Origin of the sequence: Streptomyces sp. NBC_01451 (assembly GCF_036227485.1) — a bacterium.
In the GTDB taxonomy this organism is placed as follows: domain Bacteria; phylum Actinomycetota; class Actinomycetes; order Streptomycetales; family Streptomycetaceae; genus Streptomyces.
Genome location: NZ_CP109479.1, coordinates 7,111,611 through 7,128,348, shown reverse-complemented (window position 1 = coordinate 7,128,348; position 16,738 = coordinate 7,111,611). Strand labels below are relative to the sequence as shown.

The window sequence follows — 16,738 nt, the reverse complement described above, 5'->3', positions numbered from 1 at the left end:
CGTGTTCGCGAACTATCTGATCGGTCTGCGCGAGGGCCTGGAAGCCAGTCTCGTCGTCTGCATCCTCATCGCCTACCTGGTGAAGACGGACCGCCGGGACGCCCTGAAGCCGATCTGGATCGGCATCGGGGTCGCCGTCACCCTGGCACTCGGCTTCGGCTGCGCGCTCGAATTCGGCTCCCAGGAGCTGACGTTCGAGGCGCAGGAGGCGCTCGGCGGCTCGCTGTCGATCATCGCCGTGGGGCTGGTGACGTGGATGGTCTTCTGGATGCGGCGCACGGCCCGGCATCTCAAGGCGGAGCTGCACGGCAAGCTGGACGCGGCCCTCCAGATGGGCACGGGCGCGCTGGTCGCGACCGCGTTCCTGGCGGTGGGCCGGGAGGGCCTGGAGACCGCCCTGTTCGTGTGGGCGTCCGTACGGGCGTCCAGCGACGGCACCGAAGGACCCCTGATCGGTGTGCTGTTGGGCATCGCGACGGCGATCCTGCTCGGCTACCTCTTCTACCGGGGTGCCCTGCGCATCAACCTGTCCAGGTTCTTCACCTGGACCGGCGGCATGCTGGTCGTGGTCGCGGCGGGCGTCCTCGCCTACGGCTTCCACGACCTCCAGGAGGCCGACTGGGTGCCCGGCCTGACGAACAAGGCCTTCGACATCAGCGGGACGATCCCGCCGGACAGCTGGTACGGCACGCTCCTCAAGGGCGTCCTCAACTTCCAGCCGGACCCGACCGTCCTCCAGGTCACGGTGTGGGCGCTGTACCTGATCCCGACGCTCGCGATCTTCCTGGCCCCGGTAGGGTTCGCCTCCGGGAAGGGGAAGGTGGAGCCAGCTGATGAGCACGGTGAGCAGGGGTCGCAGCCCTCTAGGTCCACGAACGCCTCGTAGAGCTCGGGGTCTTCTGGGGCGCAGCGGCCTCGCAGCGGCCTCGGTGACCGTGTTGGCCCTGGCCGCGAGCGGCTGTGTCGTGGTGCACGGCGAGCGCGAGGTGCTCCCGGCGGCGACCCCGACGGAGGCCGCGGAGGCGCTGAAGGACTTCACCGCCGCGTACAACAAGGCGGACAAGGCGTACGACCGTGCCCTGGACGCCGACTACGTCACCGGCGCCCTGGGCGCGATCGACGCCGCCCGGTTGGACGCCGGTCACGAGGTCAGCCCGGCCGGCAACTCGTCGCACGTACCGCTGGAGTTCACGGACGCCCGGTTCACGATCCCGAAGAAGGCGGGCTGGCCGCGCTGGTTCGTCGCGAACGCCGACGCCAACAAGGGCAACGAGGCGCGCTGGCTGCTGGTGTTCACGCGCAGCAACGTGGCCGAGCCGTGGGCGGTGGCGTATCTGACGCTCCTCGACCCGGACGACGTACCGGTGTTCAAGACGGACAAGGACGGCCTCGCGGAGCCGGTGACGGTGAACTCGGCCGAACTGGCCGTCGCCCCGAAGGACTTGAGCGCGGACTACGCGACCTATCTGAAGGACGGCGGCGGCGACGTCTTCGCGCCGGGCGTGCACACGAGCGGCTGGGTGGAGCAGCGCAAGAAGAGCGCCATCAAGCCCGGGCTCGTCACCCAGTACATCGACGAGCCGCTCGGCAAGGGCGACTTCGCCCCGCTGGGCCTGCGGACGGCGGACGGCGGCGCGCTGGTCTTCTTCGCCACGCACCACTACGAGAAGCTGACGGCCGCGCAGGGCACGTCGATCCCGGCGCAGAGCGACAGTGTGCTGGCGCTGACGACGGGCGAGATCAAGCAGTCGCTGACACTGGAGTTCGTGTCGAACCAGGTGGTGCTCGACCCGGGGAGGAGCGCCGCGAACCAGGGTGTGGAGTTCCTGAGCCGCATCCAGGGTCTGACGGCGGCACAGGGCGAGTGACTCCGGCCTGCGGGGCGGCAGTCCGACCTCGTCGGTCTCAGTTCCGGTGGGGCCAGGCCGCGGTGGCGTGGTCGGGCTCCTCGCCCGCGTACCGGGCGCAGGCGTCGGTGAGGACTTCGAGCAGGCTCAGCGGGTCGGGCAGGGCGAACTCCGGTCCACGCACCCAGTACACGCCCTGGTCACCTGGCAACCGGGCGGGCGGTACGAGGACGTAGGACCCCCGGCAGTGCCAACGCAGGCCCGGATGCTCGTCCATGGTCTCGGGGTGGCAGTCCAGTTCGCAGGGCCACCACTCGTCCTCGTCGTCGGGGGTGCCGCGCGTGAGGGTGAAGAACAGGAGCCGTCCGTCGTCGCTCTCGGCGACGGGACCGACCTCGATGCCGGCCCCCAGCAGCCGCTCCAGTGCCTCGCGGCCCGCTTCGAGGGGCACGTCGAGAACGTCGTGCACTATGCCGGTCGCGGTGATGAAGTTGGCCTGCGGCTGGTGCCTGGCCCAACGCTCGATCTGGGCGCGGTCGGTGGTGGACTGCGTGTGCCAGGCGAAGGAGATCGGGTGCCGGGCGGGGGTGGGGCAGCCTACGCGGTCACAGGAACACCGGTAGGCGGAGGGGTGCGCGGCCGGCGCGAGGGGCAGTCCGGCACGGGCGACGGCGAGCAGCAGTTCCTCACGGCGCCCGCTCTCGGCGGCGGTGGCGGCGTCCTCCCGGGCATTCGTACGGCGTCCACGCAGCCACTGGGAGATCCTGCCCTGCCGGCCCGTCGTACTACCGCCGAACTCCGCGCTCATGTATCGCCTCGCCTCGCTGCTGTTGTGCGGACAGCCTGCTCCATGCTCCCACCATCCTGCGGTGTGGGAGGCCGGAGCCGACATCCGGGGTAGGGGGGACGAGGCGTACGGGAGGCGGGATGGACTGTTTTCGGATCGATTAGCATGATTTACCACCCGCTGTTTTCGGCCATTCCACCTCTTGCCGTTTCACTCCTCCCTGTTGCCGGGTGGGGCGATCCCGTTGAGGGCGTAGTCGACGAGGGTGTCCGTGTACTCGTACGAGATCGGGCCGGTGCACTGGAGCCAGCGCTGGGCGAGCGGGGAGACGAAGAGTTCGAGGGCGATACGGGGATCGATGTCGGCCCGCACCTCCCCCGCCTCCTGGGCGGCGCGCAGTCGTCGCACGTAGAGCTGGAGCGAGGGTTCGAGCAGCTTGGCGACGTACCTGCGGCCGAGTTCCTCATTGACGAGGCCTTCGGCGGCGAGACCACGGGAGGGGACCGCGAACACGGGGTCGAGCAGTTGGTCTACGGTGAGGCGCAGCACGGCCTTGAGGTCGGCGGCCAGGTCACCCGTGTCGGGGATGACATAGGCCCGCCCGGGCGCGGCGGCTTCGGCGGCCTGCTCGCTCAGATCGACGAAGGCCTCCATGAGCACGTCCCCCTTGGAGGCCCACCACCGGTAGATGGTCTGCTTCCCGACACCGGCCCGGGCCGCGATGCCCTCGATGGTCGTCTTCTGATACCCGACCTCACCGATGAGCGCGAGGGCGGCGTCGTAGATGGCGCGACGGGACTTCTCACTGCGCCGGGTGGCGTCGGGGCCGGGTTTGGCCGGGGCGGGTTCGCCTGGGGCGGGTTTGGCTGGGGTGGGCTTCTGGACCATTTCGGCAATTTATCAGGTTGACAAGACGGAGCGTCTCGCCACAGGGTGGGGTCGAGCCAAACGAGACGATACGTATCGTCAGAACCGAAGGAGACGGACCATGGCACGAGGTGGCGGAAACATGCTCGGCGTCGGCGGTACCCGCAGCAACCTGGGCAAGAACGCCCTGCGCGGCGGCAGCCGGGGCAAGCAGACGGGCGGCGGGACGGACCCGCAGACCCAGAAACGGGAGCTGGTGCGCAAGCTGCAGGAGAAGCGCGCCGAGGAGGAGCGCGTACAGGAAGGCTCAGAACCGAGCCCGGAAGTGGGCGCAGAACAGGGCGCACAGGAGGGACGCGCGCCGGCCGAGGCCGACCCGACGGCCGAGTGACCGAAGCCCCGACGTCCGAATTCCCGGAGCCCTGAATTCCCGCAGCCCCCACCGCAGTTCGACCGTCGGCAGGTCGGTCTCCAGCGCCGTCAGGTCGTGCGGATTGAGGGCGTATGGGACGTAGCGGCCGTACCGCCGGACCATGAGCGGGTCCGCGCGGCGCAGGACGGCGAGGTGGCGGGAAACCTCCGGAGGTGAGAGGTCCCACACCTGGGCCGGTTCACCGGTGGTGTGCGGGCTCGGCCACGGGGTACTGGATCACCGGCTGCCACCCGGGCGCGTGGACCGCGACCAGGTGCGGGCGGCCGAAGACGCTGGGGATCAGGCGCAGATCGGTCGCGAGCCGAACGGCGACGTCCGTCCAGGCGGCGTCGGAGAAGGCCTCGGCACACTGTTCGAGGGTGTCGCGCACCCGTGCCCGTACGGCGGCCGGGTCCGCGAACAGCCGTTCCGCGAAGGCCTCCCGCCGCGCGCCTGGTCCTCCCTCGCACCCCACCGTCCCACCGCTCTCCGGGGCGGTCGCGGCTGCGACGCTCGTCTCCGCCGCAGCGGTGATGGGCGAGAAGGACGAAATTGAGGTGACCGAGGAGGTTGAGGAGACCGAGGAGAAGGACGAGGAGCACGGGCCGCGGCCGATATTGGCTTGCGCACCCTCGTCACCCGGGTCAACGTCTCCTGACACCCCACGAAGGCGGAGAAGATGACCACCCGACCCCACCCCGTCGACCACGAGCTCATCGAGGCCGCAGCGCACATCGCCCGCACCCGCTGCCGGGGCGACAACCACACCATGGCCGCGGCGGCCCGCGCCCAGGACGGCCGCATCGTCACGGCCGTGAACGCCTACCACTTCACCGGCGGCCCCTGCGCCGAGCTGGTCCTCATCGGCACGGCAGCCGCGCAGGGCGCGTACGACCTGGACACGATCGTCGCGGTGGGCGACCGCGAGCGGGGAGTTGTCCCACCGTGCGGCCGGTGCCGACAGGTGCTCCTGGACTACTTCCCGACGCTCCGGGTCATCGTGGGCAACGCGGACGACGACCTCCGAGCGATCCCCATCGCCGAGTTGCTCCCTGAGACGTATGTCTGGGCGGACCACCAACTGGACGCCGGACAAGCCGAATAGGATGCCGTGAGCCGCGCGAGGTGCCTGGGCCAGCCGCCCGCGAGCCAACAGGAACGGCTCTGGAGAAGCTGAGGCATGGTCACCCGTTACACCTCCGCGCTGAACGGAGTAGCCGTCAACCCGGCCCTTCCCGCATCACTGCTGCCACGGCTGCTCGCCTTCGACGGCAGAGGCGAAGTCCCCCCGTTCCAGGCCCTCCATCGGCCGGGGCTGCCCAAGTCGGCAGTCGAGGCTGTCCGCGCCCACCCGATCCCGTATGTGCGGGTCAGGCCCGACGCACGGCGATCGACATCACCGTGGATCCGCACGCACGGATGACCGTGGACTGGGTGGTGGCGGGCATCGCCGACCAGGAGGTACTGCGCCGCGACCTCGACCCACCTCCTGATGAGCGTGTACGCATGGTCCGGCGGAACGTTCTCCGCCCGGATGGCGACGGGCCACCCCAACCTCTCCCGCGAGGGCCTCGCCCGCCACGCCGACCATCCGAACCCGATCTACCGCCAACCGGTCGTCCGCGACCCCTCAGCCACCCCGGACCTGATCGAGCGCCTGGGCCACGACCCGAACACCTGGACCCACGTCTGCCCCTCCCCCGCCTGATCGAGGCCCTCACCGAGCCCGAGCCGGCCTACAGCGCCGACGCCAATCCGTCGCTTCCGCCGGGTGAGATGGCGGGAGTCATGGACAGGGCCGGGGTGCCGTCGAGCCATGGACAGGGCATGTGGACGGGAGCCCCACCGACCGATCCGTGAAAGGTGTCCACGTCGACGTCGCTCCAGCCGGGCGGCCAGTGCGCGGACGCGGTCGAGCATGGCCCAGGTCGCGAAGCGGGAGTCCAGGACGCCGGTTTCCTGAGCAACGAGCGGGAGCCATGGGCCGATCGAGGCCCTGGCTCCCGCTCTCCTTCCTCGCCGGTTCTCCTTCCTCGCCGGTTCTCCTTCCTCGCCGGTTCTCTTTTCTCTCCGGCTCAGTCGCCCTGAGCCCGTTGCAGACGGCGTGCCATGCTTCTGCGGAACGGGGCGGCCGGGTCGGCGACCGTGCCCGCTGTCCGGGACCGGAGTGTGGTGGGCCGGCCGGTGTCCAGCCGGGCCGCGACACGCGCCAGGGTCCTGTCGCCGGGGCGCGCGACGACGTGGAAGTGCGAGACTTTCACCGGGGTCAGGTCACCACCCCAGACGACCGTGCCGTCGCAATCCGCGAGGATGTCCCGCACGATCGTCTCCTGATACGGCCAGAGTCCCTCGCTTCCGTTCAGCGGATAGGCGGTGGGGTGAAGAGCGACAGCGGTCCCGGAGAGATGGTTCGACTCGAAGTCGGCCCCCACCGTGCGCCGCGTGGTGTGGCCGGTGACACCACCGCCCTCGCCGGTGTCGAGCGCGGCGATCTCGTAGTGCCATCGGCGCGCGACGTGCAGCAGCACCGCCCCGGCGTCACCGCGCCGCAGCCCGAGGGAGGCGGCGGACCCCTGGATGTGGTGGACCGTGACGGAGTCGGGGTCGATCCGCCAGCCGTTGGCGGACACCTCGCCGGGCCACTGCCCGGTGGACGGCTCGATGGCCGAGGCGGATGTGATCGACGTGCCCGACACCATGGCGAGCACGCCGGTTCCGGCGGCGACACGCAGAAGACCGCGTCTGGAAATCATCTGCTTCCTCCTCATTCGCCCTGGCCGACAGCGGACACACCGGGATCGCTGCCGTCGCGCCAGATGTTGTGGTCCAGGCCCCAGCCCGCCTGGAACTCGTACTCGTGGATCTGGTTGAACGACCAGTTCTCCGGCAGCGGGAAGCCGAGGTTCCCGGAGAATCCCCAGGACATCCCGGAGACGAACGACCAGCGGGCCCCGGCGTCCTTCGACACCCGGGCGCACACGTTGCGGGACCCGTAGACGCCGAACGTGTAGCGGCTGCCCAGCTCGGTGAGCCCGGCCCTGACGCCGTTGAAGTACGGCACCACATGGCTGGTGATCTCTTCGTCGGTGGCGTCGTAGTCGACCCCGAAGTAGATGCAGGTGCCGGTACCGATCCCGTGCTGCACAGCCTTCTGGTGGGCCTTCCTGCCCTGGTCGTAGCCCTTGTCGTAGGTGAAGTTGCCGAGTTCCGTGCCGTTGTACTGGAAGATCGGGAAGAACCTCAGCCCGGCGTTCAGAATGGTCTGCGGCTCGCCCGGTTTGAGTGCCTTGCCGAGGTAGCCGTCGTCACCCGGGGCGAGGTGCTCGTCCAGATATCGCCCGACGATCGAGTAGCCGTTGGCCTTGAGCAACTGCCCCCGCTGCGCGGTGATCTCCGTGATGCAGTCGCAGCCGGTGGCGTCGCGGGAGGTGTCCCCGGACGACACGAGGAGCTGCGCCCAGGTCGTGTAGTCGTTGTGTCCCGTGACGGGAATCTGCGAGAACCTCTGGAAGGACTGGAGCCAGCCCAGGTGCGTGCCGGTCTGGGCATCGGTGCCGATGTCCGCCGCCAGGTAGTGCGCCTGTCCGTTCGCCGTGTACGTCGGTGAGTTGAAGTAGCACGCGGCACGGAAGAGGTACCGCAGGTCGCCCGAGAGAGCCGCCGATCCCCTTCCCTTGAGGGCGGCCTGTGTCCCCGGCCCGAAGTACCCGTTGATCGAGCCCAGGGCGATCCCGATCTCGTACTGGATGGCCATCATGAGCCCCTGCTGGACATCTCGGGAGTAGATCCCGTCGCAGGGCACCAGACTCATCGCGGGAATGCCGATGCCCGCGACATAGCGGGAGTTGAGCCGCTGTTGGATCGCCCGGACGTTGGGGTCGCCGCCGGGCACGAGGCGGAACTGGTCCATGCGCAGCAGGGATTTCAGCACGTGCGGCCACATGGCCAGGCGTTGCCCGGCGTTGCCGTAGTCGAGGCCGATGTCGGCGTAGAGCTGCTGGAGGGAGGTCTGGGAATCCTCGCCCCATCCGCCGAGGGACTGGGAGGCCCAGTAGCCCTTGCACCACAGTGCCCCGTTGTACAGGCGCAGCAGATTCGCGTTCCGCTCGAACTCCGGCGTGATCTCGTGGTTCTTCACCGCGTTGAACGTGCCAGGGCCGAAGGCCTGAACGGTGGGAGATATGCCGTGTTCGTGCTGGAGTCCCTGGGTGAGGGCGAGGACGGTGTTCCAGCCGGTGTAGCCGGTTTCGGGGCAGGCCACGTACCCGGGTGCCGTCTCGTAGGTCTTGTTCACCCACCTCTGCGTCCGGGACACGTAGATGTCGGGGAACGCCCGCCATGGCGCGGACGGGTCGACCACCGATCCGGGCCGCGCGTACATGTGCAGATTGCCGGGGCAGTCGGTGTCGTAGCCGTAGGAGTGCGGGAAGATCCTGTTCCCGGTGAGCGGGGTGGCGTCGTTGCGCAGACGGTGGATCAGGTCCCTGATCGCGCGCAGCATGGCCTCGCCCGCGACGTCCTCGGAGCGGATCATGCCAAGGATCGAGTAGAACCCCTCGTTGCGCCCCACGCCCTCGATGCGGCCGGCCTCACCGGCGTTCGCCTCACCGCGTTCCTCTCCGCGCCCTTCGTAGACGTTGCCGTGCGGGCAGACGAGATAGTTGTAGGCGATGTCTCCGTTGTACTTGCCGCCGGTCTTGTGGTTCACGTAGACGTCGACGATCGCTTTGCGGCAGTCCTCCTCCGTCCGCAGATCGCTCGTGCTGCCGGTGCCGAGGTAGTGCAGGAACACGCCCATGTTCCCGAACCAGTACTCGCCCTGATTCCTGTTGGGCTCGGGGCGCGCGGAGGCATGCGCCCGCAGGTCGCTGGGGGCGTACTGCCCCCAGGTGTCTCGAAAATTGATGGTGATGGCCATGATTCCTCCCTCCGGTCAGCAGGCGTAGTGCGGGTCGTGGGCGTAGTCCTCGTAGTCGGTGAACCATCGGTGCCCGCTGATCGCGTTGTCCGCCCAGCCGCCGTCGAGGAATCTCTCGTAGCCCAGCGACAGATCGGCGTAGTAGTTGCCCGCCTCGATGCAGAACGACGACTGGTTCGTGCTGGGGTTCACGTCACGGCGGAGCGCGACCTCGCTGAACAGGCCGGGGAACCCGTTGTTCCACACGGACGTGGCACGGTCGTTGAAGTTGCCGCAGTCATTGCCCCACCACTCGTCGTCGCCGTCCCAACGGCACCAGTCCCCCTGGAAGTTGGGCAGGTCGTAGGCGTAGAGGTAGCCGTCGGCGCCGTCCGCCGCGGCCAGCGCGCTGAGGTCGGCGCCGGCCCTTACCGGAGTCGGGGCGCCGACCGCCGTCACGGACGGTCGCGCGTCCGAGGCGGCCATGGCGGGTGCCGCTCCGGCGACCAGCCCGACCACCGCCGCCGTTGCCAGGACGCTCCGTACGAATTGCTTCATCTCGTGCCTCTCTTCTGGGTGTTGTCCTTCTGGGTGTTGTGCCGCGACGGGTCTTCGTCGCGGACGATCCGCTCCGCCTTCGGCAGTGCGGCGAGCCGCATACGCCGGGCGTTGGTCACATCGGCGCGATACCGCTCGCGCACCTCTGCGAGATGCCGTTCCTCGACATCCCCCGCGACCGCCGCCAGGCCGGAGCCCACCGCACAGGACGCCTCCGCGACGGCGTACTCGACCTCCTTGGCCGCGGGCGCCGAGTCGCCCAGCGCGGCCCGCAGGGCCCCCGGCGACTCGTGGGGCAGTCCGCGCGCGGCCACACAGTCCGACCAGCGGCGCAGCGCCTTCGTGTACGCCGGGTCCGTCTGCGCCCGGCTCATGGCCAGCGCCGTGACACCGCGGTCCACGGCGTCCGCGCCGAACCAGGTGCGGAAGTCGCCGTACAGCTCTCCGCGAGCCTCGCTGGTGCACCCCCGGGTGCTGCGCCCTGTCGTGGCGCCGCCCGGCAGGGTGACCTCGACGGTGTCCACGCCGCCGCCCTGCCAGGCGCGCAGTGCCTCGGCGCGCCGCTGCGGCGTCAGCGCGCGCAGGTAGTCCCCGACCGGGTCGTTCGCCCGCAGTCGGGCGGTCTCCCCGGGAGTACGGACGCGGGAGCCGTAGCCGTGTTCGCGGGCCCACGGCACGTCGGCGAGGACGAGCGCCATCGGTGGCGGCTCGGTACCGGTCCGGGCCGGCTCGGGTGCCGTCGGCAGGCGGAACCCGGCGCGGGCCATGCAACGCCGCTCCAGGATGTCCTCGGCCAGGCTCAGCGTCGCCAGCTCACCGGTGGTCGCCTGCCGCGGGAGCGCCGCGTCAGGGGCTGCGAGCCCGGGCGGCTCGGTCGCGCCACCCGGTCCACAGGCGGTGAGCGTCGCGAGCAACAGCAGTGGAATCAGTGACAGCACGGCAGATCCGCGCACCAGGTCTCCCCCCTACCCGTACGTCGATCGGTCGCCTTCAGGCTGTCCGGGGGACTCTCGCGGCGCATTCACTTTCGGTCTCAGCCGAAAGAGCGGGCTCACAGGACCCTTGTGAACGCGACGGTGCAACTGTTCGCACCCGCGCCGCACTCTTACTGAACAACCAGTCGCCTCGGGGGGGCTCTGCCTGTGCTGAACATCTACTTCTCTGCTGAGGATCTGGGGCGGGTCCGCCTTGCCCCGGCGCCGGATCCGGCCTGGGAGACGCTGCTGAGCCTGCACGCGCTCGGCGGCTCACCGGACCACATCGTGTTCGGGCCCTGGCGGGCCACGGTCCCCGACCCGCTCGACCCGTCGATCTCCCTGCTGCGCCGGCTAGCGCCACCGCGTGGCTACTCGCCCGACTTCCTGACGCCGGGCGCGGGCACCACCCTGGAGTCCGCCGTCGACGCCATAACGAGCGTCGATCGCACCCGGCTGCGCAGCGAACTGGCCCTGCTGCCCGCCCGGCGCCAGGCAACCCCATGGATACGTCGGCTGGCCCAGGGCGAGCCGGAGACGATGCGCGGGCTCGGCGGCGCCATACGCCGCTACCACCAGCGAGTACTCGGCCGCCCATGGCACCGCATCCGCACAGTGATCGAGGGCGAACGGGCCCTGCGGGCGCGCGACCTCCTGGACGGCGGCGTCGAACGGCTGCTGAGCAGCATCCATCCGCTGGCCCGCTGGGAGCCGCCGGTGCTCAGGGTGGACTACCCGGTACGTCAGGATCTGGTCCTGAACGGCCGGGGACTGCTCCTGATCCCCTCGTACTTCTGCTGGGGCCGCCCCATCACGCTCCGAGACGGTGAGCTGAACCCGGTCCTGGTGTACCCCGCCAACCGAAGCCTCCAGCTGCTCACGGACGACTCCGGGACACCGCGGCCGACCGCTCTGGGACGCCTTTTAGGACGTACCCGCGCGGCGGTCCTGGAGGAGATCGCGGCGTCCGACGGCACCACAGGAGGGGAGCTCGCCCGGCGGCTGAGCATCTCGACCGCCTCGGCGAGCGAACACACCGCGACCATGCGGGACGCGAACCTGATCATCAGCCAGCGGGTGAAGAACACCGTGTGGCACACGCTGACCCCGCTCGGCCAGGCCCTGCTGGAAGGACGCCGACCGGACGACGAGCCGCCCCGTCCCACGACCGGGGCCCACAACGGAACACGGCCGACGTAACGACACCGCCCTGCTGTCACGGCCCAGGGAATTGACGGCGGCGGAGCTTTCGCCGCTGAGCGGTGTCTACGGAGCCAGTCGGTCGGACGGCGCCGAACTCTCCGGCCTTGACGCCCTCGACGCAGGACGAGAACGCGTCGGCGGGGAAGCCCAGAACCGGGCCGCTCGGGTTCCTGGAGTCCCGGACGGGGACCATGCCACGCGAGGCGGCGAGGTTTGCGGCGACGGTCACGCAAGCGGCGCCGTTGTTGCTGTACCAAGAGGTGAACCAACGCGGGGATTCGGTCGAACCGGGGCGGTTCATGCACTGCGCTGCCCGCATGAGGACCACCCCGCAGCGTTGGTCGCGCATTCTGCGCATTCGGGAAGGACGAACAGGGTCATGCCGTTGACGGGCGGGCTGATGGTGGTGCCGTCGGTCAACTCGATGGTCGAGACGGAGAAGGAGACGGGCATCGTGCCCCTGCCGTGCCTTCCGACGCGCGGGCGCCGTAGTCGTGGCGGAAGACCCTAGCGCCGCGCGTGACCGATCGTTCACGCGACGAGTTACCGGTTCGAGAGCACACCCTCTTGCCGCCGGCTCATGCAATATCTGGTACGAAGCGCTCACTTGATCGCCCCGACGAGGTTTAGTTCCCGCCCTCCCCCGGCGGCCAGGCATCCCCCCAGTCCGCGTCCCGGGCCGCCCGATAGAGAACGCCGTGCCGCTTCGTGACCGTTTCCCGGCGGAGCGAGGGGGCCGTCTCGCACAGGTCCAGGAGGACCTGGCCCTTGCGGATCTGCGGCCTGCGCACGACCCGGGCGGGCGCCGGGGTCACCGGGAAGCGGGTGGCCGCGACGTAGCTGAACTTCTCGTCCTCGTACGGGAGGGAGCCGCCCTTCACCTTGCGGTGGAGGGAGGAACGGCTGACCCGGGCGGAGAAGTGGCACCAGTCCTCGCCGGGGACGATCGGGCAGGCCCCGCTGTGCGGGCAGGGGGCGGCGATGTGGAAGCCGGCCCGCAGGAGCTGCTCGCGGGCCTCGATGACGCGGAGGTAGCCGTCGGGGGTGCCGGGTTCGATGACGACCACGGCCTGAGCGGCACCGGCCGCCGCGTCGACCACGGAGGTGCGGTCGGCGGCGGTCAGCTCGCCGAGGACGTAGGAGATGGTGACGAGATCAGTGCTCTCGATTTTGAGCGCCGCTCCGATACGAGAGCGCTGCCACTCCACACCCTTCAACTCCGGGTTGGCGGCGGCGATCTCCCGCCCGAGAGCGAGCGCCGGCTCGGCCCAGTCGAGCACGGTGACGGGCCGGACGCCCTCCCACACGGCGTTGACAGCCCAGGTCGCGGCGCCCGTCCCGCCCCCGACGTCGACATGGCTGCCGGGCACCCAGCCGGACGCCGCGTCGGCGAAGGCGTCCAGCGCCGAGCACACCGCCTCGAAGGTGGCCGGCATCCGGTAGGCGGCGTACGCGGCCACGTCGGACCGGTCCCGCAGCACGGGCGCGTCGGTCGGGGTCCGCCCCCGATAGTTGGCGATCAGCCGCTCGACCGCCTGCGCGGCGGCCTTCGGCGGCAGCCCGCCGAGCAGACCGGCGAGGGAGGCGCGTAGCGCGTCGGCTGGGGAGACAGGGGTGTTCACCAGGTCATTCTAGAGACGGGGCGGAGACCATCAGAGCGGTGGTCTCGCGGCGGAGCAGCGCTCACGCATACGAGCAGTGGTCACGCCAAGGAGCAGCGCTCACGGATGCGAGCGGTGCTCCTGACCGAGATCGGTGGCCATGAGCGAGATCGATGGTCAGGACCGAGATCAGCGCGCTCTCCCCCAGTGGCCGTAATACGGAGGCTCGCACACCCCGGGCCCCGATACGGTCGCCGCCATGCCCGACGAATGCTTCCAGCACCCTCGCCTCGCGGCGATCTACGACCCGCTCGACCCCGATCGCGGCGACCTGGACGCGTATGTCGACATGACGACGGAGTTCGGGGCCCGCCGCGTCCTCGACATCGGCTGCGGCACCGGTGTCTTCGCCCTTCTGCTCGCGCGCCGGGGGATCGACGTGGTCGGTGTCGACCCGGCCCTGGCGTCACTCGACGTCGCCCGCGCCAAGTCCGGTGCCGATCGCGTCCGTTGGATCCACGGCGACGCGACCGCTCTGCCGCCCCTCCAGGTGGACCTCGCGACGATGACCGCCAACGCGGCCCAGGAGATCACCGATCCACTCGTCTGGCGGCGCACCCTGCGCGGCGCCCACGCCGCCCTCCGGCCCGGCGGTCACCTCGTCTTCGAGACCCGGGACCCGTCGCAGCGGGCCTGGGAGCAGTGGAAGCGTGAGTCCTCGTACCGGGTGACGGAGATCCCCGGTGTCGGCGCCGTCGAGAGCTGGGTCGAACTCGTCGGCGTCAGACCGCCGCTCGTCAGCTTCCGTTGGACCTTCGTGTTCGCCGAGGACGGCGCGACGCTGACCTCGCACTCCACCCTGCGCTTCCGCGAACGGGCCGAGATCGAGGCGGAGTTGCGAGAGCAGGGGTACGAGGTGACCGCCGTACGCGACGCACCCGACCGTCCCGGGCGGGAGTTCGTGTTCCTCGCCCGACGGCCGCCCCGGTGACCGACCGACACGACGGTCGCCTCATCCGCCGCCCCGCACCGCCCGAGCCACCCGGTCCCCCGCCCTCACCCGGGGCCCGTTCCCCACGCGTCCCCAACTCCGTTTCGGATGGACCGCGTTCGTCAGCAGTACGACGAAGGTGTCCGTGGCCCGGTCCAGGACGAGGGAGGTGCCCGTGAAGCCGGTGTGGCCGGCGGCTCCTCTCCCCGCCAGCTCGCCCATGAACCAGGGCTGGTCGACGGCGAAGCCCAGGCCCGGCGGGGTCAGCAGCAGTTCGACGTGGTCCGGGCCCAGGATGCGGGCCGTGCCGTAGGCGCCGCCCGCCAGCAGGCAGCGGCAGAAGACGGCCAGGTCGTGGGCCGTCGAGAACAGGCCCGCATGGCCCGCGACTCCGCCCAGCGCCCACGCGTTCTCGTCGTGGACCTCGCCCCGCACCATGCCCCGCTCCGCCTTGGCCCACGGTCTGCGCTGGTCCTCGGTCGCCGCCGCGTCGGGGCAGGGGCCGAAGTCGGTCGCCGTCATGCCGAGGGGGCGGGTGATGCCGTCGTGGATCAGGACGTCCAGGGTGCGTCCCGTGACGCGCTCCAGGACGTACTGGAGGAGCAGCATGTTCAGGTCGGAGTAGAGGTGGTGGCCCGGTGGGGACGACGGCGCCTCCGCCCGTAGCAGCGCTCGGCGGGCCGCGTCGTCCGGGCAGTCGTACAGCGGGAGTTCGGGGCGCAGGCCCGAGGTGTGGGTGAGCAACTGCCGTACGGTGATGCCGTGTTGGGCCGCCGCCGTGAAGTCCGGCAGGTACGCGGCCACCCGGGCGTCCATGTCCAGTGTGCCGCGCTCCAGTTGCTGCACCGCCGTCACCGCCGTGAACAGCTTCGTGAGGGAGGCGAGGTCGAAGGGGGTCGACATCGTTGCCGGGACGCGTGCCGCCGCCGGGAGTTCCACTCCCGTGTCCGTGCGCTCGTCGTACGACGCGTAGCGCACGGCCCAGCCCGCCGCGGCCTCCACCGCGACCACCGGACCGCGCCCGACGATCACGACCGCGGCCGGGGCCCAGGGGCGCTCGCCGGTCGTGAGGGCACGTACCTCTCGTACGAGGTGACGCATCTCCTCGGGATCGAGGCCGGCCCGTTGCGGGGTGTCGACGCGCAGTCTCGGTACGGCGCTCAGCTCTCCGCCCCCTCCAGGGTCGTACGTCTGTTCCAAGGACGGCACAGTCCCACGAAGCAGCCGACCGACACCAGTGCGGCCACCAGTTGGACGACCGCCATCGGGACGGCGGTGTCCTCGCCCGCGATGCCCACCAGGGGGGAGGCGACCGCGCCGATCAGGAAGGAGGTGGTGCCCAGGAGGGCGGACGCGGCGCCTGCCGAGTGGCGCGTACGCATCAGGGCGAGGGTCTGGGTGTTGGGCATCGCCAGGCCCATCGCCGACATCAGGACGAAGAGCGCGGCGGCCACCGGGAACAGGCCCGCCTCGCCGAACACTCCCGTCGCCATCAGCAGCAGGGCCGTCGCCGCGAGGGTGATGACCGCCAGGCCCAGTGCCAGCACCTTGTCCATCGACACCCGGCCGACCAGCACCTTGCCGTTGATCTGGCCGACGATCACCAGCCCGACCGAGTTGACGCCGAACAGCAGGCTGAACGTCTGCGGGGAGGCGCCGTAGATCTCCTGGATCACGAAGGGGGACGCGGCGATGTACGCGAACAGGGCGGCGAAGGCGAAGCCGCCCGCGAGGACGTACCCGGTGAAGACCCGGTCCGCGAGGAGGACACGCATGGAGTGCAGCGCCTCGCCGACTCCGCCGCCGTGGCGGTCGGCCGGGTCGAGGGTCTCGGGGAGGCGGAACCAGACCAGCACGGCGAGGACGATCCCCACCACCGTGAGGACGGCGAACACGCCCCGCCAGTCCGTCACGCGCAGGATCTGGCCGCCGATGAGCGGCGCGATGATCGGGGCGACCCCCGAGATCAGCATGAGGGTGGAGAAGAAGCGGGCCATGGCCACGCCGTCGTACAGGTCCCGTACGACCGCCCTGGCGATGACTATCCCGGCCGAGCCCGCCAGCCCCTGGACCAGCCGGAAGGCGACCAGGAACTCCAGGCTGGGCGCGAGGCCGCACAGGACGGTGGCCACGACGTACACCGCCAGGCCCGCCAGGAGGGGGCGCCTGCGGCCCCAGCGGTCGCTCATCGGGCCGATCAGGAGCTGCCCGAGAGCCATGCCCGCCAGACAGGCGGTCAGGGTCAGCTGGACGCTCGCGGCGGGCGCGTGCAGGGAGGTCGTCACCTCGGGGAGGGACGGGAGGTACATGTCCATCGCCAGCGGGGGCGTCGCCGTCAGCCCACCGAGGACGAAGGTGACGAGCAGACCGGTGCGGCGCAGCGAGCGGGCGGAGCCGGGTACTTCTTTCCGTACCCCTGTCTCCGTCTCTGTCTCTGCCGCTGCCCCCGTCTCTGTTGCCGCTGCCGCTGCCGTTGTCTCTGTTGCTGTCTCCGCCGCTGTCTCCGTCCGGGGACGCTTCCCGTCCCGCGTGGTTTGGCCACGCTCGGGCATACGCCCTCCCTTTTCGAGTAATCCGCCACCTATGCTCTCAGCTCGTACA

The 16,738-nt window shown here is 70.3% G+C and carries 17 protein-coding genes and 2 pseudogenes; 8 read left to right on the top strand and 11 right to left on the bottom strand.

Going from position 1 to position 16,738, the window contains the following annotated elements; genetic code table 11:
- Window position 1 precedes the first annotated feature (1 nt).
- The gene (gene efeU / locus OG595_RS31340; protein ID WP_329277814.1) at window positions 2-886 is read left to right on the top strand and encodes an iron uptake transporter permease EfeU; all 885 of its coding nucleotides are present in this window, start codon (window positions 2-4) and stop codon (window positions 884-886) included.
- Window positions 834-1,868, top strand: coding sequence for a hypothetical protein (locus OG595_RS31335; protein ID WP_443073209.1), 1,035 nt, complete (start codon window positions 834-836; stop codon window positions 1,866-1,868). The genes efeU and OG595_RS31335 overlap by 53 nt, the downstream gene beginning before the upstream one ends.
- A 37-nt stretch (window positions 1,869-1,905) precedes the next feature.
- Here OG595_RS31335 and OG595_RS31330 read toward each other — a convergent pair whose 3' ends face one another.
- On the bottom strand, window positions 1,906-2,655 hold the full coding sequence (locus OG595_RS31330; RefSeq protein ID WP_329277812.1) for a bifunctional DNA primase/polymerase: 750 nt from the start codon (window positions 2,653-2,655) through the stop codon (window positions 1,906-1,908).
- Between the two features lie 189 nt (window positions 2,656-2,844).
- On the bottom strand, window positions 2,845-3,522 hold the full coding sequence (locus OG595_RS31325; RefSeq protein WP_329277811.1) for a TetR/AcrR family transcriptional regulator: 678 nt from the start codon (window positions 3,520-3,522) through the stop codon (window positions 2,845-2,847).
- Between the two features lie 100 nt (window positions 3,523-3,622).
- On the opposite strand from OG595_RS31325, the gene OG595_RS31320 reads away from it, so the two are divergent.
- Window positions 3,623-3,892 (top strand): DUF6243 family protein, encoded by a 270-nt coding sequence (locus OG595_RS31320; protein ID WP_329277809.1) that lies wholly within the window; start codon window positions 3,623-3,625, stop codon window positions 3,890-3,892.
- A 51-nt stretch (window positions 3,893-3,943) separates the two neighbouring features.
- Here OG595_RS31320 and OG595_RS31315 read toward each other — a convergent pair.
- A pseudogene (locus tag OG595_RS31315) lies at window positions 3,944-4,367 on the bottom strand (DUF5937 family protein); the annotation flags it as partial.
- A gap of 225 nt (window positions 4,368-4,592) precedes the next feature.
- On the opposite strand from OG595_RS31315, the gene OG595_RS31310 reads away from it, so the two are divergent.
- From OG595_RS31310 to OG595_RS31300, 3 genes are all read left to right on the top strand, one after another.
- Complete coding sequence (locus tag OG595_RS31310) at window positions 4,593-5,018, top strand: cytidine deaminase family protein (protein WP_329277808.1); 426 nt, start codon at window positions 4,593-4,595, stop codon at window positions 5,016-5,018.
- 75 nt (window positions 5,019-5,093) lie between these two features.
- Window positions 5,094-5,336: a hypothetical protein gene (locus OG595_RS31305; protein WP_329277806.1), complete on the top strand. Its 243-nt coding sequence runs from the start codon at window positions 5,094-5,096 to the stop codon at window positions 5,334-5,336.
- Between the two features lie 69 nt (window positions 5,337-5,405).
- On the top strand, window positions 5,406-5,621 hold the full coding sequence (locus tag OG595_RS31300; RefSeq protein WP_329277804.1) for a hypothetical protein: 216 nt from the start codon (window positions 5,406-5,408) through the stop codon (window positions 5,619-5,621).
- 367 nt (window positions 5,622-5,988) lie between these two features.
- Here OG595_RS31300 and OG595_RS31295 read toward each other — a convergent pair whose 3' ends face one another.
- Genes OG595_RS31295 through OG595_RS31280 form a run of 4 tightly spaced genes read right to left on the bottom strand, consistent with a single transcriptional unit; the run spans window position 5,989 to window position 10,321 of the window.
- A complete protein-coding gene (locus tag OG595_RS31295) occupies window positions 5,989-6,666 on the bottom strand; it encodes a hypothetical protein (RefSeq protein ID WP_329277802.1) in 678 nt (225 codons plus the stop codon).
- A gap of 11 nt (window positions 6,667-6,677) precedes the next feature.
- Window positions 6,678-8,831, bottom strand: coding sequence for a glycoside hydrolase domain-containing protein (locus tag OG595_RS31290; protein WP_329277800.1), 2,154 nt, complete (start codon window positions 8,829-8,831; stop codon window positions 6,678-6,680).
- 15 nt (window positions 8,832-8,846) lie between these two features.
- Complete coding sequence (locus OG595_RS31285; protein ID WP_329277798.1) at window positions 8,847-9,368, bottom strand: peptidase inhibitor family I36 protein; 522 nt, start codon at window positions 9,366-9,368, stop codon at window positions 8,847-8,849.
- Window positions 9,365-10,321 carry a hypothetical protein gene (locus OG595_RS31280; RefSeq protein ID WP_329277796.1) on the bottom strand — a complete coding sequence of 319 codons (957 nt, stop codon included), beginning with the start codon at window positions 10,319-10,321 and terminating at the stop codon, window positions 9,365-9,367. Before OG595_RS31280 ends, OG595_RS31285 begins: the two co-directional genes overlap by 4 nt.
- 189 nt (window positions 10,322-10,510) lie before the next feature.
- On the opposite strand from OG595_RS31280, the gene OG595_RS31275 reads away from it, so the two are divergent.
- Entirely contained in the window at window positions 10,511-11,542 is a 1,032-nt protein-coding gene (locus tag OG595_RS31275; RefSeq protein ID WP_329277794.1) for a MarR family winged helix-turn-helix transcriptional regulator, read from the top strand.
- An 85-nt stretch (window positions 11,543-11,627) separates the two neighbouring features.
- Here OG595_RS31275 and OG595_RS31270 read toward each other — a convergent pair.
- Both OG595_RS31270 and OG595_RS31265 read right to left on the bottom strand, forming a co-directional pair.
- A pseudogene (locus OG595_RS31270) lies at window positions 11,628-11,846 on the bottom strand (DUF397 domain-containing protein); the annotation flags it as partial.
- Between the two features lie 325 nt (window positions 11,847-12,171).
- A complete protein-coding gene (locus OG595_RS31265; RefSeq protein ID WP_329277791.1) occupies window positions 12,172-13,167 on the bottom strand; it encodes a small ribosomal subunit Rsm22 family protein in 996 nt (331 codons plus the stop codon).
- A gap of 238 nt (window positions 13,168-13,405) precedes the next feature.
- On the opposite strand from OG595_RS31265, the gene OG595_RS31260 reads away from it, so the two are divergent.
- Window positions 13,406-14,137 (top strand): class I SAM-dependent methyltransferase, encoded by a 732-nt coding sequence (locus tag OG595_RS31260; RefSeq protein WP_329277789.1) that lies wholly within the window; start codon window positions 13,406-13,408, stop codon window positions 14,135-14,137.
- A 21-nt stretch (window positions 14,138-14,158) separates the two neighbouring features.
- Here the strand turns inward: OG595_RS31260 and OG595_RS31255 are convergent, their stop codons facing one another.
- Together OG595_RS31255 and OG595_RS31250 are read right to left on the bottom strand one after the other, a co-directional pair.
- Entirely contained in the window at window positions 14,159-15,346 is a 1,188-nt protein-coding gene (locus OG595_RS31255) for a serine hydrolase domain-containing protein (RefSeq protein ID WP_329277787.1), read from the bottom strand.
- Complete coding sequence (locus OG595_RS31250) at window positions 15,298-16,689, bottom strand: multidrug effflux MFS transporter (protein ID WP_329277785.1); 1,392 nt, start codon at window positions 16,687-16,689, stop codon at window positions 15,298-15,300. Before OG595_RS31250 ends, OG595_RS31255 begins: the two co-directional genes overlap by 49 nt.
- Between the last annotated feature and the right edge of the window lie 49 nt (window positions 16,690-16,738).

Bases quoted from the DNA above. Each gene is read 5' to 3' on its own strand.
- OG595_RS31305 (WP_329277806.1), top strand. From the start codon at position 5,094: ATGGTCACCCGTTACACCTCCGCGCTGAACGGAGTAGCCGTCAACCCG.
- OG595_RS31325 (WP_329277811.1), bottom strand. From the start codon at position 3,522: ATGGTCCAGAAGCCCACCCCAGCCAAACCCGCCCCAGGCGAACCCGCC.
- OG595_RS31335 (WP_443073209.1), top strand. From the start codon at position 834: ATGAGCACGGTGAGCAGGGGTCGCAGCCCTCTAGGTCCACGAACGCCT.
- OG595_RS31290 (WP_329277800.1), bottom strand. From the start codon at position 8,831: ATGGCCATCACCATCAATTTTCGAGACACCTGGGGGCAGTACGCCCCC.
- OG595_RS31320 (WP_329277809.1), top strand. From the start codon at position 3,623: ATGGCACGAGGTGGCGGAAACATGCTCGGCGTCGGCGGTACCCGCAGC.
- OG595_RS31285 (WP_329277798.1), bottom strand. From the start codon at position 9,368: ATGAAGCAATTCGTACGGAGCGTCCTGGCAACGGCGGCGGTGGTCGGG.
- OG595_RS31300 (WP_329277804.1), top strand. From the start codon at position 5,406: ATGAGCGTGTACGCATGGTCCGGCGGAACGTTCTCCGCCCGGATGGCG.
- OG595_RS31310 (WP_329277808.1), top strand. From the start codon at position 4,593: ATGACCACCCGACCCCACCCCGTCGACCACGAGCTCATCGAGGCCGCA.
- OG595_RS31260 (WP_329277789.1), top strand. From the start codon at position 13,406: ATGCCCGACGAATGCTTCCAGCACCCTCGCCTCGCGGCGATCTACGAC.
- OG595_RS31330 (WP_329277812.1), bottom strand. From the start codon at position 2,655: ATGAGCGCGGAGTTCGGCGGTAGTACGACGGGCCGGCAGGGCAGGATC.
- OG595_RS31295 (WP_329277802.1), bottom strand. From the start codon at position 6,666: ATGATTTCCAGACGCGGTCTTCTGCGTGTCGCCGCCGGAACCGGCGTG.
- OG595_RS31250 (WP_329277785.1), bottom strand. From the start codon at position 16,689: ATGCCCGAGCGTGGCCAAACCACGCGGGACGGGAAGCGTCCCCGGACG.